Below are 25566 nucleotides of genomic sequence, written 5' to 3'. Positions count from 1 at the left end.
TATCTGGGGGTGTCATGCGAGCGGTACTGATCGAGGAGTTCGGTGGGCCCGAGGTGCTGGGGATCGCCGAGGTCGCGAAACCCGTGCCGGGGCCGGGGCAGGTGCTGGTGCGGGTGGAAGCGATCGGCGTCAGCGCGGGGGAGACGCAGATGCGGGCCGGGGTGTACCCCTTGGAGCTTCCCGCGGTGTTCGGCGCGGAAGCCGCGGGCACGGTGGACGAAGTCGGTGACGGAGTCGATCCAGCCTTGGTGGGCACCGAGGTCGTCGCCGTCACCGGCGGCACCGGTTCCTACGCCGAATTCGCCGTCGTGGCCGAGGGCATGCTCACGCGCGTCCCGGTTGGACTGTCCACAACGGACGCTTTGGCTTCGGCGGCCCCCGGCGCGGTGGCACTGGCGCTCCTGCGGGCCGCGGAGATTCGCGGCGGCGAGACGGTGCTGGTCGAAGGCGGGTCGGGGAAGATCGGCGGGTACCTCGTCCGGCACGCGCGGGAAGCGGGCGCCGGACGGATCGTCGCGACCGCGGGTGCCGGTGCGGAGCGTGTGCGCGAACTCGGCGCGGATCTCGTGCTCGACCACCGCGATCCGGAGTGGACGGCCGGGGTCGGCGAAGTGGACGTGGTGTTCGAGATGCTCGGCGGAGAAGTGGCGGGAAAGTTGCTCGACGTCACGGCTCCGGGCGGGAAAGTGTTGCTGTACGGGATGATGAGCGGGCAACCGCCGGTGCTCGACCCGTCGACGGTGCTCTCGCGCGGTTTGCGGCTCATCGGGTGCGGCGGCCCGGTTTGGGCGCGGCAGGTGCTGGGCGCGCACTACCCCGAGTTCGTCGCGCTGGCCGCCACGGGCGGCACGCACCTCGTGGAAGTCGACGAGATCCTGCCGCTCGGAGAAGCAGCCGAAGCGCACCGCCGGATCGAAGCGGGCGCGAGGCGGATCCTGTTGCGACCCTGACACGCCGAGTGATCCGACGAAAGGCGGCTGGCACGGGCCCTTTCGCGCGCTAGATTCGTGCTTCTCCGGAGGAACTGGGCGGAAGAGGTCGTGGTGGCGAACAAGATGAGGCGGGTACTGGGTGTGGCCGCGGCGGTGGTGGCCTTGTGCGGCGCGGTGACCGTGCCCGCGTCCGCGTCCTCACCAGAGGCAAGTCCTCCCGCGCGGCTGACCAGCGCGCCGACCGTGACCGAGGCACCGGGCACGCTCGTGCTGCCGTACGTCGTGGTGACCGGCAACGACCTGCTGCACACCTGGTGGGCGGAACTGGCGGTGCGCGCCAACGGCGGCACGGTGGTGTCGTCGTATCCGCAGGTCGGTGTGGTCGTCGCCTACTCGCCGCGCGACGGGTTCGCGCCCGCGGTGCGGAAGGTGCCCGGGATCACCGCCGTCGGCGCCACGCGCACCGCGAAGATCCCGGTCGACTGGTTCGCGGCGCGCAAGGACGTCCGCTACACCGGGCCCGGTTCGCCGAACAGCGGCCAGGTCCCGCCGGAGGGCACCGCGTGGGACGTGCCCGCGCTCGGCGTCGACAAGGCGCACGAGGTGACCACCGGCAGCAAGCGCGTGACGGTCGGCGTGCTCGACACCGGTGTCGACGACACGCACCCCGATCTCGCCGGCGCCTTCGACCGGCGCGATTCGGTGTCCTGCCTGTCCGGCTGGGCCGATCGGGGCGCCGGCGCGTGGCGGCCCACTTTGGACGGTCACGGCACGCACGTCGCGGGCACGATCGCGGCGGCGCGGGACGGCAAGGGCGTGGTCGGCATCGCGCCGGGGGTGAAGCTGGCGGCCGTGAAGCTCGCCGAACTCGACGACACCGAGACCCCCGAAAGCATGGTGTGCGGGTTCGTCTGGGCCGCCGACCACGGCTTCTCGGTCACGAACAACAGCTACCGCTCGATCCCGTGGCGGTACACCTGCTCGAACCAGATCGACCAGGCCGCGATCAAACTCGCCGTCGGCAGGGCGGTGGCCTACGCGCAGCGCCGGAACGTACTGGTCGTGGCGTCCGCTGGGAACGCGGGCATCGACCTCGACCAGCGTTCCAGCGACGCGGAAAGCCCCGCCGACAGCACTCCGGCGCCGCGTCCCATCGACACCGACTGCATCCGCCTCCCGCACGAGCTGCCCGGCGTGATCGGCGCGGGCGCGGTCGACGAAAAGCTGCTGAAGGCGAGCTTCTCGAACTATTCGGCGAGCAGGGTGACCGTCGGCGCGCCCGGGGTGCGGATCTGGTCGACCTGGCCCGGCGGCCTGTTCCGTTCGGCGAGCGGGACGTCGATGTCGTCGCCGCACGCCGCGGGCGTCGCCGCCCTGATCGCCAGCGCGCACCCGTTCCTGCGCGGTGACCGGCTCGGCAGGGCGCTGACCGCGCAGGCGACACCGCTGCCGTGTCCCGAGCTCTACGACCCGAACGGCGACGGCAAACCGGACGCCGTCTGCGCGCCTTCGCCGACCGGGAACACCTTCTACGGCGCGGGCCTCCCGAACGCGGCCGCCGCGGTCCGCTGATCTGTGCGCCGCCCCGCTCAGGTGCGGCGATAGCCCTGGTGGACGGTCGTGCTGAGCCCGTGCTCGGCGGCGATCCTGTCGAGCAGGTCGAACAGCGTCGCGCGTTCCGCCGCGTCGAGGCTGCCGCAGATCGCGTCCTCGTGCGCTTTCCCGGCCCGCGCGAGGCGGCCAAGGAAACGACCGCCGTCGCCGGTGAGGTGCAGCGCGTAGTTGCGGCGGTCGTCGGGATTCCGCCGTCGTTCGACGAGCCCTCGCTTCTCGAGCCCGTCGACGAGTGCGACGAGCCTGCTGGGCGGCATGCCCAGGTGCCCCGCGATCGCCTGCTGGCTCTGGCCAGGCCCCTGCGCGATCAGGCGTAGCAAGCCCGCCTGCGGCGGCGTGAGGTCCAGGTCCGCGATCCGCTCGGCGAAGCGGTGCGCGGCGTACTCGCCGACCTGGGCGAGCAGGAAGGCGTTGCCAGGACCCGGTTTCCGCGCCGTCTCGGCCACATCGTTCATGACAGGAACGATACACACCCTGTAACGATCAGGAGGGTCGTGCCGTCGTAAAATAGTTCAGTTGACAAACGATTACATCGCGAGCATCATTTTTGAGTGTAATCGAATCGAGCGACTGGAGATCCCCATGACCACCAAGCAGCAGTCCGTCGCGCACGCGGGCCCGCCGTTGCTGGTTCCCGGCCTGGTCTTCGCCGTGTTCACCGTGCTCACCGGTGTGCTCGGCGCGAGCGGGCCCCGGCCCGACACTCCCGTGGCGGACGTGGCCGCCTACTACGCGGGCCATCACACGACGGTCGTGATCTGGGCGGCGCTGTTGTTCGGTTCCGCGATCCCGCTGGCGATCTGGAGCGCCACTGCCTACCGGCGGCTGCGCCAGCTCGGCGTCGCCGCGCCCGGTACCGCGATCGGCTTGGCCGGCGGGCTGCTCGCCTCGGCGTCGCTGGCGTTTTCGGGGCTGACCCTGTGGACGATGGGCGAGGTCGCCGACGTGCACGAGCCCGGTGTGGTGCACGCGTTGCAGACGTTGTCGTTCGTCACCGGCGGGGTCGGGTTCGTGGTGCCGCTGGCGCTGCTGATCGCCGGTGTCTGCGTGCCGTCGCTGTTCGTGCCGCTGCTGCCCCGCCCGCTGGCGTGGTCCGGCCTCGGCGTCGCCGCGCTCGGCGTACTGGCCACGGTTTCGCTGCTGGTCCCGGCGCTGGCACCGCTGCTGCCGGTCGGCCGGTTCGGCGGCGGGGTGCTCTGGCTGCTCGCCGCGAGCGCGCTGCTCCCGCGCGACGCCTGAACAGGACCGACGGCGAACGCGGCCCAACCTGTACGAGACGTCCCTTTCGTTCGCTCAGGGGCGCCCTTGATTCAACATTACCGCGCACCACCGACAATTCCGGGCGAGTTCGCGTGCTTTCCCTGGCGCACAAGGGATCGAAGCCCGGCCCGCGGCCCGTACGGGCGAACGGAACCGTTCGCCCGCCCAGGGGAGCCCCCGATTTCAACACTACCGCGCGCCACCGACAGTTCCTGGCGGGCGAACGCCGGCCCGGAGAGGAACGCCGAGGCCCCGGATCAGTCGCGGCGTTCGCGCCAGCCGTTCGTGATGGGCAGCCGCCGGTCGCGGCCGAACGCCTTGAAGGTGATCTTCGTGCCGGGCGGGTACTGGCGCCGCTTGTACTCGGCCTTGTCGGTCATCCACACCACGCGGTCGATCACCTCGGGGTCGAACCCGGCTTCGAGGAGGTCGGCGTAACCGCGGTCGCCTTCCACGTAGTCGTCGAGGATGTCGTCGAGGAGTGCGTAGTCGGGGAGCGAGTCGGTGTCCACCTGGTCCGGCCGCAGCTCGGCCGAGGGCGGTTTGCTGATCGAGTTCTCCGGGATCGGCGGGGTCTCGCCGCGCTTCTCCGCCTCGGCGTTGCGCCAGCGCGCCAGCTCCCACACATGGGTCTTGAACACGTCCTTGATCGGCGCGAACCCGCCGACGGCATCGCCGTAGATCGTCGAATACCCGACCGCGAGCTCCGTCTTGTTCCCGGTCGCGAGCACCAGATGACCGTCCGCATTGGACAGTGCCATCAGCAGCACGCCGCGCGCGCGTGCTTGGACGTTCTCCTCCGCGAGCCCGCTCAGGTCCAGCTGGCCGACGTAGGCCTGCACCATGTCCGCCACCGGTTCGGTGCGGTAGTGGCAGCCGAGCCGCCGCGCCAGCTCCGCCGCGTCCGACTGCGAATGCTCCGACGAGTACTTCGACGGCATCGAGACGCCGTACACCGCGTCCGGCCCGAGCGCGTCCACCGCGAGCGCGGCCACGAGCGCCGAGTCGATCCCACCGGAGAACCCGAAGGTCACCGAGCGGAACCCGTTCTTGCGCACGTAGTCCCGCAGCCCCACCACGAGCGCGTACCAAACCTCCGCCTCGTCCGAGAGCGGTTCGCTGATCGGCGGTTCGGCGATGGTCTCGTAGGGCTCGCGCGGTTCCACGCCGAGCGCGCGGCGGCGGACCTCGATGCCCGCGTACGCACCGTCCGGCCGGTGCTCGCCCGCCTCGATTTCGAGATCGAGCACCAGCAGGTGTTCGACGAACTGCGGTGCCCGTGCCAGCAGCGTCCCGCCCGCGTCGGCGACGATCGAGTCGCCGTCGAACACGAGGTCGTCCTGCCCGCCCACCTGGTTCGTGTAGACGACCGGCGCACCAGCCTCCTGCGCGCGGCGGGAAATCAGCGGCAGCCGGATGTCGTCCTTCGCGCGCTCGTACGGCGACGCGTTCGGCGACACCACGAGATCGACGCCGGCCTGGCCGAGCGCCGCCACCGGGCCGCCGTCCTGCCACAGGTCCTCGCAGATCACCATGCCGATGTCCAGGCCGCGGAACCGCACGATGTCGAGCGACTCGCCCGGCTCGAAGTTCCGCCGCTCGTCGAACACGCCGTAGTTCGGCAGGTGGTGCTTGAACTGGCGCGCCACGACCTCGCCGCGGAACAGCGCCGCGGCCGCGTTGCGCGGGCCCTTCTCGTCGCGGTCGAGGTAGCCGACGTAGACCAAGAGGTCGCCGAACTCCGCGACCCGCTCGGCCAGCTCGTCGACCGCGCGGCGTGACGCCTCGGCGAAGGTCGCCCGCAGCGCGAGGTCCTCGACCGGATACCCGGTCAGCGACATTTCGGGGAACACGACCACGTCGGCGCCGGCGTTGGCGGCCTCGCGGATCCAGTCGACGGCGAGTGCGGAGTTGCCCACGAGGTCGCCGACGGTGGGGTTGACCTGGGCTATGGCGATGCGCAGCTGCGGCATCGGCCCATTCTCACCCAGACCGACACAACCGGCGAGTGAATGTGGCTCACTCCTGACCGGCGGACCTCCCGCGGCTGGTGAACCACACGGCCGCGACGACCAGCACGCACCCGGCCGCCTGCGTGACGGTCGGCCGTTCCCCGATCGCTACGCCGAGCGCGAAGGCCATCACGGGCTGCGAAAGCAGCAGCGCCGCCGCGACACCCGGCGCCAGCTTCGGCAGCGCGGCGGTGATGAGCAGCCACGCCACGACCTGCCCGAGGAACGCGAGCGCGATGAGCCAGCCCCACGCGGGCAGGCTCAGGTCCAGGTCGATCCCCGTCCACAGGCCGCCGAGCACCGCGGCCGCCGCGGTGGCCGCCGCCGAGGACACGCACACGGGCGTCGTCGTGTGCTCGCGCCCGCCGCCGAGCCGCATGAGGAACAGGTAACCGGCGTAAGCGAGGCCCGCAGCGGCACCGAACACCACGCCCGCCACCGGATCGCTGCCCGGCTGCGGATTCCCGATGGCCCCGCTCGCCAGCGCGACGCCGACGAGCAGGACGGGGCAGGTCAGCAGGAACCGCGCGGAAAGCGCGGTACCCGACACCACGCGCGCGATCAGCGGGAAGAACACGACCTGGATGTTGAGCAGCACCGTCGCCACCGAGGCGCCCACGTTCAGCACGCTGGCGCCCCAGAACACCATGTCCACCCCGAGCAGCAGGCCCGCGCCGACGTCCATCAGCAGGTAGCGGCCCGGCCGGTGGCCGATGCGGCGCCATTCCAGCCAGGCGAGCGGGACGAGGACGACCAGTGCCAGCCCGCAGCGGAGGAAGGCCGCCGTCCCGGCGTTGGCGCCCGACTGCTTCATGAACACGGCCGACGCCGCGATGCACGCGGATCCGGCCAGCGCGAGCACCACGGGATTCCGCCGCGCGGTGCGCACTTCCGGCGCCGTCTGTTCCTCGATCGTCACGAGCACGACCCTGCCCGCCCGAACTCGGAATGAAAAGCGACAGTTCGGCGCCAAAACTCGTTACAGTTCGTCAGGTGTTCAGGATCGACAGGCTCCGCGCGCTCGCCGCGGTCGCGACCTGCGGGTCGATCGCCCGCGCCGCGGAAACGCTGCACCTCACCGCGTCCGGCGTGTCCCAGCAGCTCGCGAAGCTCGACCGCGAAACCGGGCATCGGCTGCTCGAACCGGACGGCCGCGGCGTCCGGCTCACGCACGCCGGGCGCGTCCTCGCGAACCACGCGCACCGGATTCTCGCGGACCTCGCCGAGGCCGAAGCCGATCTCGCGGGACTCGACCAGGAAGTGCTGGGGCCGCTGCGCATCGGCGGGGTGGGCAGCGCGGTGCGCGCCCTGCTGCCGGACGTCCTCGCGACGCTGCTCGCCGAGCACCCGCACCTCGAACCGTCCGTCGCCGACGGGGAAGCGGTGGACCTGATGCCGAGGCTGCTCGACGGGCACTTCGACCTGCTGCTGATCGAGAGCTGGGACAACCTGCCAACGCCCCTTCCCGAAGGCCTGCGCCTGCGCACCGTGGTGGCCGAGGACGTCCTCGTGGCGGTCCCGGAAAACCACCCGTCGGCCGGTGCCGACGCGATCGCGCTCGCCGAGTTGGCCGGGACCCCGTGGGCGAGCTGCCCGCCGGGAACCGCGCCCTACGACGCACTGGTGCAGGCCGCCCGCGCCGCCGGTACCGAACCGAAAGTGCGCTACGCGCTCGCCGAGCACTTCACCCAGCTTTCGATGGTCCAAAAAGGACTCGCGGTGGCGCTGCTGCCCGAGATGTCCTGCCGCCGCGGGACACCGGGCGTGCGGTTCCTCCCCAGCCGCCCCGCACTGCGCCGCGAAATCAAGGCGGCCTGGCTCGTCGGCACGCCCGCGGTCCGCGCCTGCGTCACCGAAATCGAAACCCGCGCCACGGCCCGATAGGCGTCAACCGCGCGAATTACTTGCCGTAGTGGTATCGGCAAGCCGCGATGCGAATTTCGTCGCCTTCGATCTTGTAGACCAGTCGGTGCTCGTCAGTGATCCGACGGGACCAGTAGCCCTGGAAACCGTGTTTCAGCGGCTCGGGCTTGCCGATGCCTTCGTTCCCGTTGCGCCGGACGTCCTTCAGGAGGTCGTTGATCCGCTTGAGGACCTTGCGATCCTGGGTTTGCCGCCAGAGGTAGTCGTCCCAGGCGAACGCGTCCCAGACGAGCTTCATTCGGCGAGTTCGTGCTGCTCGCCGCCACCCGACTCCAGCCGTTCGATGGCGGAGACGAGACGCCGGGCGTTCTCCGGGCTGCGGAGCAGGTACGCCGTTTCCTTCAGTGATTCGTAGTCGTCGAGCGACACGATCACCACGGGGTCGTGACCAGCGCGGGTGATCACTACTTCCTCGCGGTCATTCACCACCGAGTCAAGAGTCTCCGCGTAGTTGGCGCGGGACTCCGAGTAGCTCATAGTCTTCACGTCATCCTCTTCGACGTACAGAATATTGTACGTCGAAGAGGATGACAGGCGGTCCGGCTCAGCTCTTCTTGCGCTTCATCATGCTGCGCACCCGGCGCAGCGTGGATTCGAAGTCCGAGTCGAACGGGTTGTCGTGCACCAGGTACGTCCACGTCGAGTTCGGCCTGCGCACGCCCGAGGCCGCGAGGTCGATGCCGTCCTCGGTGATCTCGGCGTCGGTCAGCGTCTCGGCCGACTTCTTCTCGATCTTCGGCACGATCTCGCGGAACGGCGGGATCGCCGTCCGGTGGAACTCGTCGATCGGCGTCTCGCGCGCGAGCGCCCGCAGGTGGATGCTCTCGCGGACGTCGGTCAGGAACGCGAGGTGCTCCGACCACGACTCGTCGAGGTGGTACAGCATGATCTCGCGGCAGACCTGCTCGGCGTCGTCACCGGTCTTCTCGACCAGCTCCTCGTACTTCTCCGGCGCCGCTTCCTTCAGCTTCTCCGCGGCCAGCCCGGTGCGCAGCACCTCGTCGCGGTGCTTGAGCAGCTCGGCGCGCTGGAACTCGATCAGCCGCGTGTACCGCCAGGTGTTGCGGTGGATCTCCAGGTGCACGCCCTCGGCCACGCGCTGCGCGTGGTTGATCTGCCGGTGCGCGGCGGCGTCGGTGATCTCCCCGGTGCCGTCCTCGGCCTCGATGCCGTCCGGCACGTCCGGCGCGTTCGACAGCACCAGATCGTCGTTCAGGCTCGCGAAGAACACCGCGCTGCCGGGGTCGCCCTGACGTCCCGAACGCCCGCGGAGCTGCCCGTCGAGACGGCTCGACGGGTACCGCGCGGTGCCGATCACGTGCAGCCCGCCCAGCTCGGTCACCCGCTCGCGATCCGAGCCGTCCGCGCCGCCGAGCCGGATGTCGGTACCGCGGCCCGCCATCTGCGTCGACACCGTGACCCGGCCGTGCGTACCCGCGTCGGCGATGATCGCGGCCTCTTCGGCGTCGTTGCGGGCATTGAGCACCACGCACTCGAGATCCGCCTTGGCCAGTTTTTCCGCCAGCTCTTCGGATTCGGCGACGTCCTGGGTGCCGACGAGGATCGGGCGCCCCGACTCGTGCACCTCGCGGATCTCGTCGACGATCGCGCGCAGCTTGTGCGACGGCGACGCGAAGATCCGGTCTTCGGCGTCCTCGCGGATGTTCGGGGTGTTCGGCGGGATCACCGCCACTTCGAGCTTGTAGAACTCGCGCAGCTGCTCGGCGACCGCGACCGCGGTCCCGGTCATGCCCGCCACCAGCGGGTAGCGCGCGAGCAGGGCCTGCACGGTGATCGAGTCGAGGATCTCGCCGCGGTCCGTCGCGGGGAGCTGTTCCTTCGCTTCCACCGCGGCCTGCAGCCCGTCCGGCCAGCGCTGCAGCTCGGCGACCCGCCCGCGCGAGGCGTTGATGAGCTGCACCTTCCCGTCCCGGACCAGGTAGTCGACGTCGCGGGTGAGCAGCGCGTGCGCGTGCAGCGCCACGTTCACCGCGGCCAGCCTCGCCGACCCGGAGTCCGCCGATTCGCCGTAGAGGTCGTCGATACCGAGCGCCTTCTCGACCACGGAAGCGCCCGCAGCGGTCAGCCACGCGTTGCGGCCGTCGGAGTCGGTCTCGTAGTGCAGCCCGAGCCGAAGCCTGCGCACCACGTTCGCGACCTCTTCGTCCGCGAACGCCGCGTCGACCGAACCAGCCATCACCAGCGGCACCCGAGCCTCGTCGACGAGCACGGAGTCCGCTTCGTCCACGATGGCGACTTCGGGATCGCGCTGCACGAGGTCCTCGGCGCGCGAGACCAGCCTGTCGCGGAGGACGTCGAACCCGATCTCGCTGACCGCGCCGTAGGTGACCTCCTGGCCGTACGCCTCGCGCCGCTCGTCCCTGCTGTGCGCGGGCTCGACCCAGCCGACGCCGACGCCGAGCAGGTCGTAGAGCGGTTTCATCCACTCCGCGTCACGGCGGGCCAGGTAGTCGTTGACGGTGACCACGTGCACGCGCTTGCCCTGCAGCGCGTACCCGGCGGCGGCGAGCGCACCGGCCAGCGTCTTGCCCTCACCGGTTTCCATCTGCACCACGTGCCCGGTGAGCAGGCCCATCGTGCCGAGGAGCTGGACGTCGAAAGCGCGTTCGCCGAGGGCGCGCCGCGCGGATTCGCGGCCGAGCGCGCACACCTCGACCAGCTCGTCGTCGCCGAAGGCGGACTTCTCGCGCAGCTTCGCGGCCGCTTCGGTCAGCTCGGCGTCGGAGAGCTTCTCGAGCTCGGGTTCACGCTTTTCGACCGCGGGCAGCAGAGCTTCGTAGCGGGAAAGCTCCACGCTGCCCGGACGTTGCATGATCCGGCGCAGCCGCTTGCCCATCCGGCTCATCAGTGCTGCCACCCTGTGCTCCCGTTCTCGTGTCGCGCCGGTCTTCCCGCGCTCGCCGTACTCCCCAACGCGGTGGGCGTGCGTTGGAGTTCCTCCGCCGATGGCACGATCGGGGTCGTGCCACTTCACCACCAAACCAGGTCTCGCCCGATCCGGGTAGCCGTCGCAGGTTGTGCTCTTCTGCTCGTGCCGCTGGCCGCCTGCACCAGCACCCCGAAGGACCAACCCAGCCAGGTCACCGAGCAGCTCGGTCCGAAAGGCGCGGTTCCGGCCGGTTTGGACCGGTTCTACGGCCAGCCCCTCACCTGGGGCGATTGCGCACCCTACGCGACTTCGGGCGGGGCGAAGAGTGCGTTCGCGGTCAAAACGCTCCAGTGCGCGCGGCTGACCGTGCCGCTCGACTACGCGAAACCGGACGGCGACACCATCACGATCGGCGTGCTGCGGCACAAGGCCACCGACCAGGACAACCGGATCGGTTCGCTGGTGATGAACCCCGGCGGACCCGGTGCGTCCGGGATGGAGGCCGCCGCCAACCTGTCGCAGGGCGCGGCACAGGGCGAACTGGGCAAGCGGTTCGACTTCGTCGGCTTCGACCCGCGCGGGATCGGCGCCAGCGAGCCGCAGGTCCGCTGCCTGACCGACAAGGAGCGGGACGCCAACCGCGAGGAGGACCTCGAAGCCGACGGCTCGCCCGCCGGCGTGGCGAAGCAGGAGACCGAGGCCAAGGACTTCGCGGGCAAATGCGCCCAGCGCACCGAGCACGGCGACGCGATGCTCGCCAACGTCGGGACCAGGGACGTCGTGAAGGACATGGACGTGCTCCGGTCCGCGCTCGGCGACGAAAAGCTCAGCTACCTCGGCTATTCGTACGGCACCAGGATCGGTTCCACCTACGCCGAAGCGTTCCCGAAGAACGTGCGCGCGATGGTCCTCGACGGCGCGCTCGACCCCGATCAGGACTCCGTCGAATCGCTCGTCGCGCAGGGCCAGGGCTTCGGCAAGGCGTTCGGCCAGTACGCCTCGTGGTGCGCCGCCCGCCAGGACTGCGCGCTCGGCGCGAACCCCGCGGGTGCCACAAAGGCTTTCCAGGACCTGGTGCGCCCGCTCGTGCACCTGCCCGTCACGCTCACCGACGGCCGTAAGCTCACCTTCGGCGACGCGACGCTCGCCGCGATACAGGCCCTCTACTCCCAGCAGCTGTGGGAACCGCTCAACTCCGGTCTCAACGAACTGAAACTGGGCAAGGGCGCCACCCTGATGGCGTTGGCCGACCAGTACAACGAGCGCGACCGATCCGGGCGCTACGCGACGACGCAGGACGCGTTCACCGCGATCCGCTGCGTCGACGATCCGAGGGTCACCGACAAGAACAAGATCCTCGACGCCGGGAGGCGCTACGACGAGGCCGCGCCCTTCCTCGACGATGGCGGGCCCCAGGGCGCCGCGCTTGATTCGTGCGCGTTCTGGCCGGTGCCCAACACCTCGAAACCGCACGAACCCACCGTCGGCGGGCTACCGCCGGTGCTCGTGGTGTCCACGACCAACGACCCGGCGACGCCGTACGACGCGGGAGTGAACCTCGCGAAGGCGATGAAGGGCTCCCTGCTCACCTACGAGGGCACGCAGCACACCGTGTTCCTGCAGGGCATCGGCTGCGTCGACTCGGCGGGAACGAAGTACCTGGTGGACGGCACCGTGCCGCCGGAAGGGACGCGCTGCACGGGGTGAAATGACTCAGGGTGACAGGCTCAGTTCGAGCATCACGGCGCCTTCGCTCGGCTTGTACGGCGGCACCTGCATCCAGATGCGCATCAGGTCGTGCGGCTCGGCTTCGCGGACCCAGAACTTCACGTCCACGTCGGCGGTGATCCCCGGGATCAGCTGCGAGATCACCGGCCCGGCGAGCTTGCCGGTGAGCCGGTAGGCGTCGACCTTGTTCAGTGGCTCCTTGGCCTCGGTGGTGACACCGGTCGCCGCGAGCAGCGCCCGCCGCAGGCCCTTGTCCGGGCCGAGCAGGGTCGCGGGGTCGTACTGCGCGGGCACGGCGAGCGTGCGCGGCGGCGCGTTCTTCCCGCTGACTGTCGCCACGCGGCCGGCCACGGTGTAGGTGACATCGCTGAACTTCTCCGCGGATTCCTGCACGTCGGCGCGTCCCGAGCCGGTGCCGTCCCGGTTCGCGGTGCCCTCGATCGACCGGATCGGCAGCCCGGGGATCATGCCGCTGAGCCCGAGCCGGAAACGCGTGCCGTTCAGGTTCTTCAGCGCTTCGGCCGCCGAGCCCGTCAGATCCGTGCCGCGGGGGAGCGGTCCGCTGGTGTCCGGGGACGCCGAGCAGGCGCCGACCAGGCCGAGCGTCAGGGCGAGCACGGGCAGCGCGCGGCGGAACATGGTGGCGAGCCTAGCGAAATGGCGCGGTCAGGCCGGTGCGGTACGGGCGAACGTGCGGCGGTAGGCCAGCGGCGCGACGCCGATCGTGGCGTTGAGGTGCGCGCGAAGCGAAGCCGCGGTGCCCAGCCCGGCGGCCGAGGCGACCTTGTCGACGGGCAGCGTCGTGGTTTCGAGCAGGTGCCTGGCGTGCTGCACGCGCTGCTGGATGAGCCACGCCCTCGGCGGCAGCCCCGTTTCGGCGCGGAATCGCCTGCTGAACGTGCGGACGCTCATCCTGGCGTGCCCCGCCATGCTCGCGAGGTCGAGCGGTTCGCCGAGCCGGGTCAGCACCCACGCCCTGGTCGGCGCGGTGCTGCCGCCGTCGGCCGCGGGCAGCGGGTGGTCGATGAACTGCGACTGGCCGCCGTCGCGCCACGGCGGCACCACGTTGTGCCGCGCGACCCGGTTCGCGACCTCCGTGCCGTGGTCCGCGCGCAGCACGTGCAGGCACAGGTCGAGCCCCGCCGCGAGGCCAGCCGAGGTCAGCAGGTCGCCGTCGTCCACGAACAGCACGTTCTCGTCGAGGTCGACGGCGGGATAGAGGGCCCGGAACTCGTCGGCGTAGGCCCAGTGCGTGGTGGCGGGCCGCCCGTCGAGCAGCCCGGCCGCGCCCAGCACGAACGCCCCGGTGCAGATCGACATGATCCGCGCGCCTTCGGGCACCAGCGCGAGTGCCGCCGCGACGTCGCCGGGAAGTACGCCCCGTCGCCGGGGGCCTTCGGCGCGGGTGCCCGGCACGATCACCGTGTCCGCCTCGGCGAGCGCCTCGGGGCCGTGCTCGAACACCGCGGCGAACCCGGAGCTGACCCGGACCGGTTTCGCGCTCGGCGCGCACATTCGCACGTCGTAGAGGGGTTTTCCGGCCGCGTCGGCCGCCGAGCCGAACACCTGCGGCGGGATGCACAGGTCGTATCCGACGACCTCGCCGACGGCGAGCACGGCAACGCGATGCATGGCCAGATTCTTGCACATATTGACCCTCTGGCCACTCGATCACGGGGTGCGGATCCTCGAAGCTCATGGCGTGACTCGAGTGGAGAACGCGCGGCGACTGCGCGTGCATTGGGCTTGGCTGGTGGCGGCGTCCGGGTTCGTCGCGCTCGTCGGCGCGGCGGGGTTCCGCGCCGCGCCGAGCGTGCTGATCGACCCGCTGCACGAGGAGTTCGGCTGGTCGAGGTCGACGATCTCGGCCGCGGTGTCGATCAACCTCGTCCTGTACGGCGTGATTTCGCCGTTCGCGGCCGCGCTGATGGAACGGCTCGGCATGCGCCGCGTCGTCGCGGGCGCGCTCGTGCTCGTGGCGTGCGGCAGCGGGTTCACCGTCTTCATGACCGCGAGCTGGCAGCTGCTCCTGTGCTGGGGTGTGCTCGTCGGCGTCGGCACCGGATCGATGGCGCTGGCGTTCGTGGCGACGCTCACCAGCCGGTGGTTCGTCCGGCACCGGGGGCTGGTCAGCGGCGTGCTCACCGCGGCGGGCGCCGCCGGTCAGCTCGTGTTCCTGCCGCTGGTCGCGTCGCTGGCGATGGCACACGGCTGGCGGACCGCGTCGCTGTGCGTCGCGCTGGCCGCGCTCGTGGTCGTGCCGATCGTGGTGTTTCTGTTGCGTGACCATCCCGAGGACGTCGGCACGACGGCGCTCGGAGCCACCGGCGCGGAGGAGCGCGTCGTCTCGACCGGGGGAGCGGCGAGCAGGGCGGTCCGCGTGCTGTTCTCGTCGGCCCGCACGCCCACGTTCTGGCTGCTGGCCGGCGGGTTCGCGATCTGCGGCGCGTCCACCAACGGCTTGATCGGGACCCATTTCGTGCCCGCCGCGCACGACCACGGGATGCCGCAGACCGCGGCGGCGGGCCTGCTCGCCCTCGTCGGGATCTTCGACGTCGCGGGCACCGTCGCCTCGGGCTGGCTGACCGACCGGGTCGACCCGCGCTGGCTGCTCGGCGGCTACTACCTGCTGCGCGGTGCGTCGCTCGTGCTGCTGCCGCAGCTGTTCGCGCCGACCACCGAGCCGCCGATGTGGGCGTTCATCGTGTTCTACGGCCTCGACTGGGTGGCCACGGTGCCGCCGACCGTCGCGCTGTGCCGGGAGCGGTTCGGCGCGAACGGCCCGATCGTGTTCGGCTGGGTGTTCGCCTCCCACCAGGTCGGCGCCGCCTTCGCCGCGTTCGCCGCCGGGTTCACGCGCGACCACCTCGGCACCTACGACCTGGCCTGGTACGTCGCGGGCGGGTTGTGCGCCTTCGCGGCACTGATGTCGGTCCGGATTCGCTCGTCGGGGGAAACCGGCGTGGCGTGAAACATGGCGTTAACACGTCGCGCATAAGGTGCGGCCATGGATCGGCAGCAGGAGTTCGTGCTCCGCACGCTAGAAGAGCGCGACATCCGTTTCGTGCGGCTCTGGTTCACCGATGTGCTGGGGTTTCTCAAGTCCGTGGCGGTCGCGCCCGCGGAGCTCGAAGGCGCGTTCAGCGAGGGGATCGGGTTCGACGGGTCCGCGATCGAAGGGTTCGCGCGGGTCTACGAATCGGACATGGTCGCCAAGCCCGACCCGGCGACCTTCCAGGTGCTGCCGTGGGAGACGCCGGAAGGTGACCCGTACTCGGCGCGCATGTTCTGCGACATCGCGATGCCGGACGGGTCGCCGTCGTGGGCCGATCCGCGGCACGTCCTGCGCCGCCAGCTGTCGAAGGCGAGCGAGGCGGGTTTCACCTGCTACGTGCATCCCGAGATCGAGTTCTTCCTGCTCTCGACGCTGCCGGAGGACGGGAGCGAGCCGGAGCCCGCGGACAACGGCGGGTACTTCGACCAGGCGTCCCACGCGACCGCGACGCACTTCCGCCGCCACGCGATCGAGACGCTCGAGGCGATGGGCATCTCGGTGGAGTTCAGCCACCACGAAGGCGCGCCGGGCCAGCAGGAGATCGACCTCCGCTACGCCGACGCGCTGACCATGGCCGACAACGTGATGACGTTCCGGTACGTGGTGAAGGAGGTCGCCCTGACCCAGGGCGTGCGCGCGACGTTCATGCCGAAGCCGTTCACCAGCCAGCCCGGTTCGGGGATGCACACCCACGTCTCCCTGTTCGAGGGCGACCGGAACGCCTTCTACGACGCCGCCGATCCGTTCGAGCTTTCGGACACGGGCAAGGCCTTCGTCGCGGGACTGCTCACCCACGCGCGGGAGATCTCCGCGGTCACGAACCAGTGGGTGAACTCGTACAAACGCCTGATCAGCGGCGGTGAAGCGCCGACGACGGTGTCGTGGGGCCGGGCGAACCGCTCGGCGCTGGTGCGCGTCCCGATGTACTCGCCCGGCAAGGCGTCCTCACGCCGGGTCGAAATCAGGACGCTGGATTCGGCGTGCAACCCGTACCTCGCGTACTCGGTCATCCTCGCCGCCGGGCTGAAGGGGATCGAGAAGGGCTACGAGCTGCCGCCGCCGGCGGAGGACAACATCTGGACGTTGTCGGAAGCCGAACGGAAGGCGGCCGGTTACGCCGGGCTCCCGCAGAACCTCGGGGAGGCGCTCGCCGAGATGGAGCGCTCCGAGCTCCTGCCCGAAGCGCTCGGCGAACACGTCTACGACTTCTTCCTCCGCAACAAGCACGTCGAGTGGGACAACTACCGGAGCGCGGTCACGCCGTACGAGCTTCGGACCCTGCTGCCGGTGCTGTGACCGCCCGTGGTCGGATTTATGGGCCTTGACCTGCGTAAACGCAGTTAAGGCACCCCCCTGTTTCAGGGGGGTTGGACGGCATGTAATCTTCTCTTCGTCGCCAGGAACACCGGCCGACAGGGCGAAAGCCCCGGAGGCCCGGTAACACTGCGCAGGACGAGGTGGAGTACACTTCACCGAGGCCGCGCGGGCCAGGGTCGGGCGGGTTTGACACCGCGAACCGAACCGGGTAACGTACTGCGACGGCCCTGAAGGTGGCTGACCAACCCAACGACTAACTCGTAGGGTAGAAGCTGTCCCATCAGGACAAGGACTGCCTAGAACAATTCAGTATCTGACAAAGATACCGTGTTGCTTGAGAACTCAACAGTGTGCTAGTGAACTAAGCCAGTAGAGCTTATGTATTTTGAACCTCGTTTTGAGGTTCCTTTGAGATTATTTGAGTAGTCTCGATCAAATTCATTGTTGGAGAGTTTGATCCTGGCTCAGGACGAACGCTGGCGGCGTGCTTAACACATGCAAGTCGAACGATGAAGCCCTTCGGGGTGGATTAGTGGCGAACGGGTGAGTAACACGTGGGCAATCTGCCCTGTACTTTGGGATAAGCCCGGGAAACTGGGTCTAATACCGGATATCACAGCTGATCGCATGGTTGGTTGTTGAAAGTTCTGGCGGTACAGGATGAGCCCGCGGCCTATCAGCTTGTTGGTGGGGTAATGGCCTACCAAGGCGACGACGGGTAGCCGGCCTGAGAGGGCGACCGGCCACACTGGGACTGAGACACGGCCCAGACTCCTACGGGAGGCAGCAGTGGGGAATATTGCACAATGGGCGAAAGCCTGATGCAGCGACGCCGCGTGAGGGATGACGGCCTTCGGGTTGTAAACCTCTTTCGCCAGGGACGAAGCGCGAGTGACGGTACCTGGATAAGAAGCACCGGCTAACTACGTGCCAGCAGCCGCGGTAATACGTAGGGTGCGAGCGTTGTCCGGAATTATTGGGCGTAAAGAGCTCGTAGGCGGTTTGTCGCGTCGGCCGTGAAAACTGGAGGCTTAACCTTCAGCTTGCGGTCGATACGGGCAGACTTGAGTTCGGTAGGGGAGACTGGAATTCCTGGTGTAGCGGTGAAATGCGCAGATATCAGGAGGAACACCGGTGGCGAAGGCGGGTCTCTGGGCCGATACTGACGCTGAGGAGCGAAAGCGTGGGGAGCGAACAGGATTAGATACCCTGGTAGTCCACGCTGTAAACGTTGGGCGCTAGGTGTGGGCGACATTCCACGTTGTCCGTGCCGTAGCTAACGCATTAAGCGCCCCGCCTGGGGAGTACGGCCGCAAGGCTAAAACTCAAAGGAATTGACGGGGGCCCGCACAAGCGGCGGAGCATGTGGATTAATTCGATGCAACGCGAAGAACCTTACCTGGGCTTGACATGCGCCAGACATCCCTAGAGATAGGGCTTCCCTTGTGGTTGGTGTACAGGTGGTGCATGGCTGTCGTCAGCTCGTGTCGTGAGATGTTGGGTTAAGTCCCGCAACGAGCGCAACCCTTATCCTACGTTGCCAGCGCGTTATGGCGGGGACTCGTGGGAGACTGCCGGGGTCAACTCGGAGGAAGGTGGGGATGACGTCAAGTCATCATGCCCCTTATGTCCAGGGCTTCACACATGCTACAATGGCTGGTACAGAGGGCTGCGATACCGCGAGGTGGAGCGAATCCCTTAAAGCCAGTCTCAGTTCGGATCGCAGTCTGCAACTCGACTGCGTGAAGTCGGAGTCGCTAGTAATCGCAGATCAGCAACGCTGCGGTGAATACGTTCCCGGGCCTTGTACACACCGCCCGTCACGTCATGAAAGTCGGTAACACCCGAAGCCCACGGCCCAACCCGCAAGGGAGGGAGTGGTCGAAGGTGGGACTGGCGATTGGGACGAAGTCGTAACAAGGTAGCCGTACCGGAAGGTGCGGCTGGATCACCTCCTTTCTAAGGAGCAACACATCCGCCCCGCCGGGATACCCGGAGCACGGGACGGAGTGGCCACGGCTCAACCCTCGAACGCAGGGTTGCCGCGGTTGCTCAAGGAACTGTGGAACTACTGGTTATGGTTTGAGGCTGGGTGCTGGTGGTTGTGAGTACTGCCCTGTTGGGTGTGGAAAGCGGCTGCCGGGTCTGGTTGATGATTGTTTGCTGGCATGCTGTTGGGTCCTGAGGCAACACGGTGGTGTTGTTTCTGGGTGTGGTGTTTGAGAACTGTAGAGTGGATGCGAGCATCTTTGTGGTCAAGTTGTTAAGGGCACATGGTGGATGTCTAGGCTTCAGGAGCCGATGAAGGACGTGGGAGGCCGCGATAGGCCTCGGGGAGCTGTCAACCGAGCTGAGATCCGAGGATGTCCGAATGGGGAAACCCAGCACCCGTGATGGGGTGTTACCCGCACCTGAATATATAGGGTGTGTGGAGGGAACGCGGGGAAGTGAAACATCTCAGTACCCGTAGGAAGAGAAAACAAAAGTGATTCCGTGAGTAGTGGCGAGCGAAAGCGGAAAAGGCTAAACCGTGCACATGTGATAGTTGTCAGACGTTGTGTGTGCGGTGTTGTGGGACCTAGCGTGAAGATTCTGACAGGTCTTCCGATGCGCGCGTGAGTTAGTGGAACGCCTTGGGATGGGTGACCGGAGAGGGTGAGAGTCCCGTACGCGAAAGCTTGCGTTGTGTGTTGTGCTGGTGTTCCCGAGTAGCAGCGAGCTCGTGGAATTTGCTGTGAATCTGCCGGGACCACCCGGTAAGCCTAAATACTTCCTGAAGACCGATAGCGGACTAGTACCGTGAGGGAAAGATGAAAAGTACCCCGGGAGGGGAGTGAAAGAGTACCTGAAACCGTGTGCCTACAAGCCGTCAGAGCATTTTCGGATGTGATGGCGTGCCTTTTGAAGAATGAGCCTGCGAGTTAGTGCTACGTGGCGAGGTTAACCCGTGTGGGGTAGCCGTAGCGAAAGCGAGTCTGAACAGGGCGAACGTAGTCGCGTGGTCTAGACCCGAAGCGGAGTGATCTACCCATGGCCAGGGTGAAGCGCCGGTAAGACGGCGTGGAGGCCCGAACCCACTTAGGTTGAAAACTGAGGGGATGAGCTGTGGGTAGGGGTGAAAGGCCAATCAAACTCCGTGATAGCTGGTTCTCCCCGAAATGCATTTAGGTGCAGCGTCGCATGTTTCACATCTGGGGTAGAGCTACTGGATGGTCTAGGGGCCTTACCGGGTTACCGAAATCAACCAAACTCCGAATACAGATGTGTGAGAGTGCGGCAGTGAGACGGCGGGGGATAAGCTTCGTCGTCGAGAGGGAAACAGCCCAGAACACCAGCTAAGGCCCCTAAGTGTGTGCTCAGTGGGAAAGGATGTGGGATTGCCCAGACAACCAGGAGGTTGGCTTAGAAGCAGCCACCCTTGAAAGAGTGCGTAATAGCTCACTGGTCAAGTGGTCCTGCGCCGACAATGTAGCGGGGCTTAAGCACACCGCCGAAGCTGTGTCACTCGTACAATACATCCGCTTCAGCCCTCGGGTTGTTGTGTAGTGGTACGGGTGGGTAGGGGAGCGTCCTGCACCCAGAGAAGCGGCCGCGTAAGCGAGTCGTGGAGGGTGTGGGAGTGAGAATGCAGGCATGAGTAGCGAAAGCAGAGTGAGAAACTCTGCCGCCGGATGACCAAGGGTTCCTGGGCCAGGCTAATCCGCCCAGGGTAAGTCGGGACCTAAGGCGAGGCCGACAGGCGTAGTCGATGGATAACGGGTTGATATTCCCGTACCCGTGTTTGTTCGCCCCTGGCGAGGCAGTTGACACTAACCACCCAAAGCCACACGCTGAAATCTTCGGATAGAGGTGTGTGGTGGAGCGTGGGACCTGATTCTGTAGTAGCCAAGCGATGGGGTGACGCAGGAAGGTAGCTCCGCCAGTGAATGGTAGTACTGGTGTAAGCGTGTAGGCCGGAACATAGGCAAATCCGTGTTCCACCAGGCTGAGACGTGACGCATAGCCGATTGAGGTGAAGTAGAGTGATCCTATGCTGCCGAGAAAAGCCTCTAGCGAGAACATACACGGCCCGTACCCCAAACCAACACAGGTGGTCAGGTAGAGAATACTAAGGCGATCGGGTGAACTGTGGTTAAGGAACTCGGCAAAATGCCCCCGTAACTTCGGGAGAAGGGGGGCCAAAGCACCTGAAGCCCCACGCGGGCTAGGGTGAGTTGGCCGCAGAGACCAGCGGAAAGCGACTGTTTACTAAAAACACAGGTCCGTGCGAAGAAGCAATTCGATGTATACGGACTGACGCCTGCCCGGTGCTGGAACGTTAAGAGGACCGGTTAGCCCTTCGGGGCGAAGCTGAGAATTTAAGCGCCAGTAAACGGCGGTGGTAACTATAACCATCCTAAGGTAGCGAAATTCCTTGTCGGGTAAGTTCCGACCTGCACGAATGGCGTAACGACTTTCCGGCTGTCTCAACCACAGGCCCGGCGAAATTGCACTACGAGTAAAGATGCTCGTTACGCGCGGCAGGACGGAAAGACCCCGGGACCTTTACTATAGTTTGGTATTGGTTTTCGGTTCGGCTTGTGTAGGATAGGTGGGAGACTAGGAAACCTTCACGCTAGTGGAGGTGGAGTCAATCTTGAAATACCACTCTGGTCGAATTGGGAATCTCAACCTCGGACCATGATCTGGTTCAGGGACAGTGCCTGATGGGTAGTTTAACTGGGGCGGTTGCCTCCCAAAGAGTAACGGAGGCGCCCAAAGGTTCCCTCAGCCTGGTTGGCAATCAGGTGTCGAGTGCAAGTGCACAAGGGAGCTTGACTGTGAGACAGACATGTCGAGCAGGGACGAAAGTCGGGACTAGTGATCCGGCACCACCTGGTGGAAGGGGTGTCGCTCAACGGATAAAAGGTACCCCGGGGATAACAGGCTGATCTTGCCCAAGAGTCCATATCGACGGCATGGTTTGGCACCTCGATGTCGGCTCGTCGCATCCTGGGGCCGGAGTAGGTCCCAAGGGTTGGGCTGTTCGCCCATTAAAGCGGCACGCGAGCTGGGTTTAGAACGTCGTGAGACAGTTCGGTCCCTATCCGCCGCGCGCGCAGGAGACTTGAGGAAGGCTGTCCCTAGTACGAGAGGACCGGGACGGACGAACCTCTGGTATGCCAGTTGTCACGCCAGTGGCATGGCTGGTTAGCCACGTTCGGAAGGGATAACCGCTGAAGGCATCTAAGCGGGAAGCCTGTTCCAAGATGAGGTCTCCCACCCCCACGTGGGTTAAGGCCCCCAACAGACCATTGGGTTGATAGGCCAGAAATGGACGCACAGTAATGTGTTATCGAGTTGACTGGTACTAATAGGCCGAGGACTTGCCCACAAAGACGCTACGCATCCGCTCTACAGCTCTGAAACACCACACCACCCGTGTGGATGTTTCACAGAGTTACGGTGGTCACAGCACCAGGGAAACGCCCGGTCCCATCCCGAACCCGGAAGCTAAGCCTGGTAGCGCCGATGGTACTGCAGCCGAAGGGCTGTGGGAGAGTAGGACGCCGCCGAACACCCTTCACAACCCGGGCCCCGGTCGAGAACACCACGTTCTCTCGGGGCCCGGGTTGCTTTTACATCCACACCCAACACCGCGGCCGACTACCGCACGCCAGCACCCCAACCAACCCGGCCCCCGGCACACACCACCCCCGGCATCCGGCTGCCCCCGACCTGTACGAGAAGTCCCTTTCGTACACCCAGGGGAACCCCCGATTTCAACGTTACCGCGCCACACCGACAATTCCGGGCGCTCAGCTCCGTGAAGGCGCGCCTACGGCTCGGTCGCGTACCGGGGACGAGAACACGAGCGAGGTACTCGTCTCGCCGTACCGCTGCGCTCGCTCCACGAACTCCTCCAGCGCGCCGGTGCTCGCGCAGAGCACCCGCAGGAACCAGCATTCTTCGCCGGTGACGTGATCGGCGGCGACCACGGCCGGCAGCGGGAGGATCGTCTCCCGGAACCGCGGCCCGTCGAGGCTGCGGACCCTGACCCGGACGATGGCTTCGATCGGCAGGCCTAGTTTCGTCGTGTCCACCCGCGCTGTGTAACCGGTGATCACACCGCGCTCTTCCAGGCGGCGCACCCGCTCGGTCACCGCGGGGGCGGACAGTGACACACGCCGTCCCAGCTCGGTGTAGCTGAGCCTGCCGTCGTCCTGCAGGAGCTCGATCAGCCGCCGATCGATGTCGTCGAGGTCCACGTGCAGCCTCCAGGTCGATCGCCGATTCCGCCGGGGATTCCCAGGTTATCCAGCCGATCTCCGCTGGATTCCCCCTGTGTCGCCGCGCCGTGGCACAGCAGGATCGAGCCATGACGAATCCCGCACGCGTACTCACCTTCCCCGCTGCCACGCCCAGCGCCGCTGTGGCGCGGTTCGGCGCCGAACTCGAGTTCGAAGTCGACCCCGACGACCTCGCCCGCGACCTGGCCGACGGCGCCCGTCGCGGATACGCGGTGGTCGAGACCAGAGCCCCGGAGGCGTTCGCGGCGGCTCACATCCCCGGCGCGATCAACCTCCCGTACCGCACGCTGACCGCGGAGAGCACTCGCGATCTCGACCCCGGCCTCGTGTACATCTGTTACTGCGAAAGCATTTTCTGCAACGCCGCGACCAAGGGCGCGCTCGCGCTCGCCCGCCTCGGGTTCCGCGTCAAGCGGCTCTCCGGCGGGATCACCGCCTGGACTGCGGCCGGGTACCCCGTCGAAGGAGCCGGCACCACCGTCACGTGCGCCTGCTGACGCCGGTCGTACGCTGGTGTGGTGACTGCGCCACGACTGCTGATCATCCAGCCGGACGAGACCGATCCGGTCGGCCCGCTCGGTGAATGGCTGACCGGGGCGGGAGCTGAGCTCGACATCCGGCTCCCGCCCCGCGACGAACTGCCGGACGACCTTGCCGAGCACCAGGGCGTGATCTGCCTCGGCGGCGGCATGGACGTCGACGACGACATGCACCCCTGGCTGAAGCAAGTGCGCAGGCTGCTCGGCCTCGCCGCGGGCACCGGGACGCCGACGCTCGGGATCTGCCTCGGAGCGCAGCTGCTCGCGGTGGCGACCGGGGGCAGGGTCGAGCGCGGAAAGGACGGCCCCGAGGTCGGTGGCGCGCTCGTGTCGAAAAAGGACACCGCGTGGACGGACCCGCTCTTCGCGGACCTCCCGCTCATGCCGGATGTCCTGCAGTTCCACCAGGACGTCATCGCGTTCCTCCCGCCGGGTGCCGAACTGCTCGCCTCCGCGCCGCGATACCCGAACCAGGCGTTTCGGTTGAACCGCTGCGTTTACGGCGTGCAGTTCCACATCGAGACCACCCCGGAGGTCGTGCAGAGCTGGGCGGCGGACGAACCCGACCTCGCCGCCTTCGGCCGTTCGAGTGCATTCGAGACGGACAGCCTCACCCAGGTGCACGCCGATATCGCTGATACGTGGCGGCCCTTCGCGGAACGGTTCGTCCACCTGGTCGATGGGAAGCTCTCCCCCGCACAGGGGACCCGGAACTCGTTGCCCCTGGTATGACAAGGGGGTGGCGCAAACGATAACGCGGCCTTAACGAAGAGCGCTGAACTTCAGGTACCTTGCGGGAAGTCCGACAGGGTACGGAGGTTGGGGTGGACCCCACGCTACTGGTCGTCGTCGTGGTCGCCACGGCGTTGGTCTTCGACTTCACCAATGGCTTTCACGACACGGCAAACGCGATGGCCACGTCGATCGCCACCGGTGCGCTCAGACCCCGTACCGCGACCGCGCTTTCCGCCGTGCTCAACCTCGCGGGCGCCTTTCTGTCCATTGAGGTCGCCAAGACCATCTCCAGTGGACTCGTCGACGACAGCAAGGTCGGGCCCGCGATCGTGTTCGGCGGCCTGATCGGGGCGATCGTCTGGAACCTGTTCACCTGGTTCGTCGGGCTCCCGTCCAGCTCGTCGCACGCGTTGTTCGGCGGACTCATCGGCGCGACCTGGGTCGCCGCGGGCAGCGGCTCGGTGCACTTCTCGAAGATCGTGGAGAAGGTGCTCGTACCGGCGGCCGCGTCACCGGTGATCGCGGGCGTGGTCGCGATGGCGGTCACGTACCTGGTCTACCGGGTGATCAGGGCCAAACGCGGCGGACGAGCCGGTACCGGGTTCCGCGCGGGGCAGATCGTTTCCGCCTCGCTGGTTTCGCTCGCGCACGGCACCAACGACGCGCAGAAGACGATGGGCATCATCACGCTCACGCTGGTCACCTCCGGGCACCTCGCGCCGGGCTCCGCGCCGCCGACCTGGGTCATCCTCAGCGCCGCGCTCGCGCTGGCGCTGGGCACGTACCTCGGTGGCTGGCGCATCACGCACACACTCGGCAAGGGACTCACCGACATCGAAGGCCCGCAGGGGTTCGCGGCGCAGACCAGTTCCGCCGCGGTGATCCTGGTGTCGTCACACCTCGGGTTCCCGCTCTCCACCACGCACGTGTGCTCCGGCGGTGTGCTCGGCTCCGGGCTCGGCAGGCGGGAGGCGCCGGTGCGGTGGGGGCTCGCCGGCCGGATGGTGATCGCGTGGCTGTTCACGCTGCCCGCGGCGGCCGTCGTGGGCGCGATCGCGGGCAAGTTCGCCTCGATGGGTTCGGCGGGCACCATCGGGGTCGGGGTCGTCGGCATCGGGTTCGGGATCGGCATCTACCTCCTGTCCCGCCGGAAGCCGATCACCGCGCACAGCTTCACCGTCCCGGAACCGACCCCGCCCGATCACGACGGCAGGTCACGGCTCTCCGTCTGACCCCCGTTTCCGCGTGCCGACCGGCTACGGTGGATGCCG

The 25566-nt window shown here is 67.3% G+C and carries 19 protein-coding genes and 3 rRNA genes; 13 read left to right on the top strand and 9 right to left on the bottom strand.

Translation table 11 applies throughout. The features are described 5' to 3' along the window. Window positions 1-14: 14 nt before the first annotated feature. Both HUW46_RS12575 and HUW46_RS12570 read left to right on the top strand, forming a co-directional pair. Entirely contained in the window at window positions 15-950 is a 936-nt protein-coding gene (locus HUW46_RS12575; protein WP_215547452.1) for a quinone oxidoreductase family protein, read from the top strand. Window positions 951-1007: 57 nt separating this feature from the next. Then, window positions 1008-2504: a S8 family peptidase gene (locus tag HUW46_RS12570; protein ID WP_254126101.1), complete on the top strand. Its 1497-nt coding sequence runs from the start codon at window positions 1008-1010 to the stop codon at window positions 2502-2504. Window positions 2505-2521: 17 nt separating this feature from the next. Here HUW46_RS12570 and HUW46_RS12565 read toward each other — a convergent pair whose 3' ends face one another. Next, window positions 2522-3001 (bottom strand): MarR family winged helix-turn-helix transcriptional regulator, encoded by a 480-nt coding sequence (locus HUW46_RS12565; protein ID WP_215547451.1) that lies wholly within the window; start codon window positions 2999-3001, stop codon window positions 2522-2524. Window positions 3002-3128: 127 nt separating this feature from the next. Here HUW46_RS12565 and HUW46_RS12560 point away from each other — a divergent pair, with 127 nt between their 5' ends. Then, a complete protein-coding gene (locus HUW46_RS12560; protein WP_215547450.1) occupies window positions 3129-3785 on the top strand; it encodes a DUF4386 domain-containing protein in 657 nt (218 codons plus the stop codon). Window positions 3786-4063: 278 nt separating this feature from the next. Here HUW46_RS12560 and HUW46_RS12555 read toward each other — a convergent pair whose 3' ends face one another. Together HUW46_RS12555 and HUW46_RS12550 are read right to left on the bottom strand one after the other, a co-directional pair. Continuing rightward, on the bottom strand, window positions 4064-5779 hold the full coding sequence (locus HUW46_RS12555; protein WP_215547449.1) for an NAD+ synthase: 1716 nt from the start codon (window positions 5777-5779) through the stop codon (window positions 4064-4066). 46 nt (window positions 5780-5825) lie between these two features. Then, window positions 5826-6737 carry a DMT family transporter gene (locus HUW46_RS12550; protein WP_215547448.1) on the bottom strand — a complete coding sequence of 304 codons (912 nt, stop codon included), beginning with the start codon at window positions 6735-6737 and terminating at the stop codon, window positions 5826-5828. A 74-nt stretch (window positions 6738-6811) separates the two neighbouring features. On the opposite strand from HUW46_RS12550, the gene HUW46_RS12545 reads away from it, so the two are divergent. Then, window positions 6812-7702, top strand: a complete 891-nt coding sequence (locus HUW46_RS12545) for a LysR family transcriptional regulator (protein WP_215547447.1) — start codon at window positions 6812-6814, stop codon at window positions 7700-7702. 16 nt (window positions 7703-7718) lie between these two features. Here HUW46_RS12545 and HUW46_RS12540 read toward each other — a convergent pair whose 3' ends face one another. The 3 genes from HUW46_RS12540 to secA2 all read right to left on the bottom strand — a co-directional run bounded on the left by HUW46_RS12540 (window position 7719) and on the right by secA2 (window position 10619). Then, entirely contained in the window at window positions 7719-7979 is a 261-nt protein-coding gene (locus tag HUW46_RS12540) for a Txe/YoeB family addiction module toxin (protein ID WP_215547446.1), read from the bottom strand. Continuing rightward, on the bottom strand, window positions 7976-8218 hold the full coding sequence (locus HUW46_RS12535) for a type II toxin-antitoxin system Phd/YefM family antitoxin (protein ID WP_254126594.1): 243 nt from the start codon (window positions 8216-8218) through the stop codon (window positions 7976-7978). The genes HUW46_RS12540 and HUW46_RS12535 overlap by 4 nt, the downstream gene beginning before the upstream one ends. A gap of 67 nt (window positions 8219-8285) precedes the next feature. Continuing rightward, window positions 8286-10619 carry an accessory Sec system translocase SecA2 gene (secA2, locus tag HUW46_RS12530; RefSeq protein WP_215547444.1) on the bottom strand — a complete coding sequence of 778 codons (2334 nt, stop codon included), beginning with the start codon at window positions 10617-10619 and terminating at the stop codon, window positions 8286-8288. Between the two features lie 174 nt (window positions 10620-10793). Here secA2 and HUW46_RS12525 point away from each other — a divergent pair, with 174 nt between their 5' ends. Next, window positions 10794-12338: an alpha/beta hydrolase gene (locus HUW46_RS12525; RefSeq protein ID WP_215547443.1), complete on the top strand. Its 1545-nt coding sequence runs from the start codon at window positions 10794-10796 to the stop codon at window positions 12336-12338. Between the two features lie 6 nt (window positions 12339-12344). Here HUW46_RS12525 and HUW46_RS12520 read toward each other — a convergent pair whose 3' ends face one another. Together HUW46_RS12520 and HUW46_RS12515 are read right to left on the bottom strand one after the other, a co-directional pair. Then, on the bottom strand, window positions 12345-12998 hold the full coding sequence (locus HUW46_RS12520; RefSeq protein WP_215547442.1) for an LppX_LprAFG lipoprotein: 654 nt from the start codon (window positions 12996-12998) through the stop codon (window positions 12345-12347). A 27-nt stretch (window positions 12999-13025) separates the two neighbouring features. After that, window positions 13026-13991 carry a GlxA family transcriptional regulator gene (locus HUW46_RS12515; protein ID WP_215547441.1) on the bottom strand — a complete coding sequence of 322 codons (966 nt, stop codon included), beginning with the start codon at window positions 13989-13991 and terminating at the stop codon, window positions 13026-13028. A 103-nt stretch (window positions 13992-14094) separates the two neighbouring features. On the opposite strand from HUW46_RS12515, the gene HUW46_RS12510 reads away from it, so the two are divergent. The 5 genes from HUW46_RS12510 (at window position 14095) to rrf (ending at window position 22289) form a co-directional block, all read left to right on the top strand. Further along, the gene (locus tag HUW46_RS12510) at window positions 14095-15330 is read left to right on the top strand and encodes an MFS transporter (protein WP_254126593.1); all 1236 of its coding nucleotides are present in this window, start codon (window positions 14095-14097) and stop codon (window positions 15328-15330) included. A 36-nt stretch (window positions 15331-15366) separates the two neighbouring features. Continuing rightward, a complete protein-coding gene (locus tag HUW46_RS12505; RefSeq protein ID WP_215547439.1) occupies window positions 15367-16710 on the top strand; it encodes a glutamine synthetase family protein in 1344 nt (447 codons plus the stop codon). A gap of 462 nt (window positions 16711-17172) precedes the next feature. Further along, window positions 17173-18690 (top strand): 16S ribosomal RNA (locus HUW46_RS12500). 294 nt (window positions 18691-18984) lie between these two features. Continuing rightward, window positions 18985-22105, top strand: a 23S ribosomal RNA gene (locus HUW46_RS12495). A 67-nt stretch (window positions 22106-22172) separates the two neighbouring features. Beyond that, window positions 22173-22289, top strand: a 5S ribosomal RNA gene (gene rrf / locus HUW46_RS12490). The 16S, 23S and 5S rRNA genes sit together here, the layout of an rRNA operon. A 240-nt stretch (window positions 22290-22529) precedes the next feature. Here rrf and HUW46_RS12485 read toward each other — a convergent pair. Next, window positions 22530-22979, bottom strand: a complete 450-nt coding sequence (locus HUW46_RS12485) for an Lrp/AsnC family transcriptional regulator (RefSeq protein WP_215547438.1) — start codon at window positions 22977-22979, stop codon at window positions 22530-22532. 110 nt (window positions 22980-23089) lie between these two features. Between HUW46_RS12485 and HUW46_RS12480 the strand changes: the two genes are divergently transcribed. The 3 genes from HUW46_RS12480 (at window position 23090) to HUW46_RS12470 (ending at window position 25527) form a co-directional block, all read left to right on the top strand. Further along, window positions 23090-23518, top strand: coding sequence for a rhodanese-like domain-containing protein (locus HUW46_RS12480; protein ID WP_215547437.1), 429 nt, complete (start codon window positions 23090-23092; stop codon window positions 23516-23518). A 21-nt stretch (window positions 23519-23539) separates the two neighbouring features. Further along, a complete protein-coding gene (locus tag HUW46_RS12475) occupies window positions 23540-24292 on the top strand; it encodes a type 1 glutamine amidotransferase (RefSeq protein WP_215547436.1) in 753 nt (250 codons plus the stop codon). 92 nt (window positions 24293-24384) lie between these two features. Beyond that, window positions 24385-25527: an inorganic phosphate transporter gene (locus HUW46_RS12470; protein WP_215547435.1), complete on the top strand. Its 1143-nt coding sequence runs from the start codon at window positions 24385-24387 to the stop codon at window positions 25525-25527. Window positions 25528-25566 lie beyond the last annotated feature (39 nt).

This window comes from Amycolatopsis sp. CA-230715 (assembly GCF_018736145.1).
Classification (GTDB): domain Bacteria; phylum Actinomycetota; class Actinomycetes; order Mycobacteriales; family Pseudonocardiaceae; genus Amycolatopsis.
Note: the sequence above shows the minus strand (reverse complement) of the source record. Positions and strands in the feature narration are given on the sequence as shown.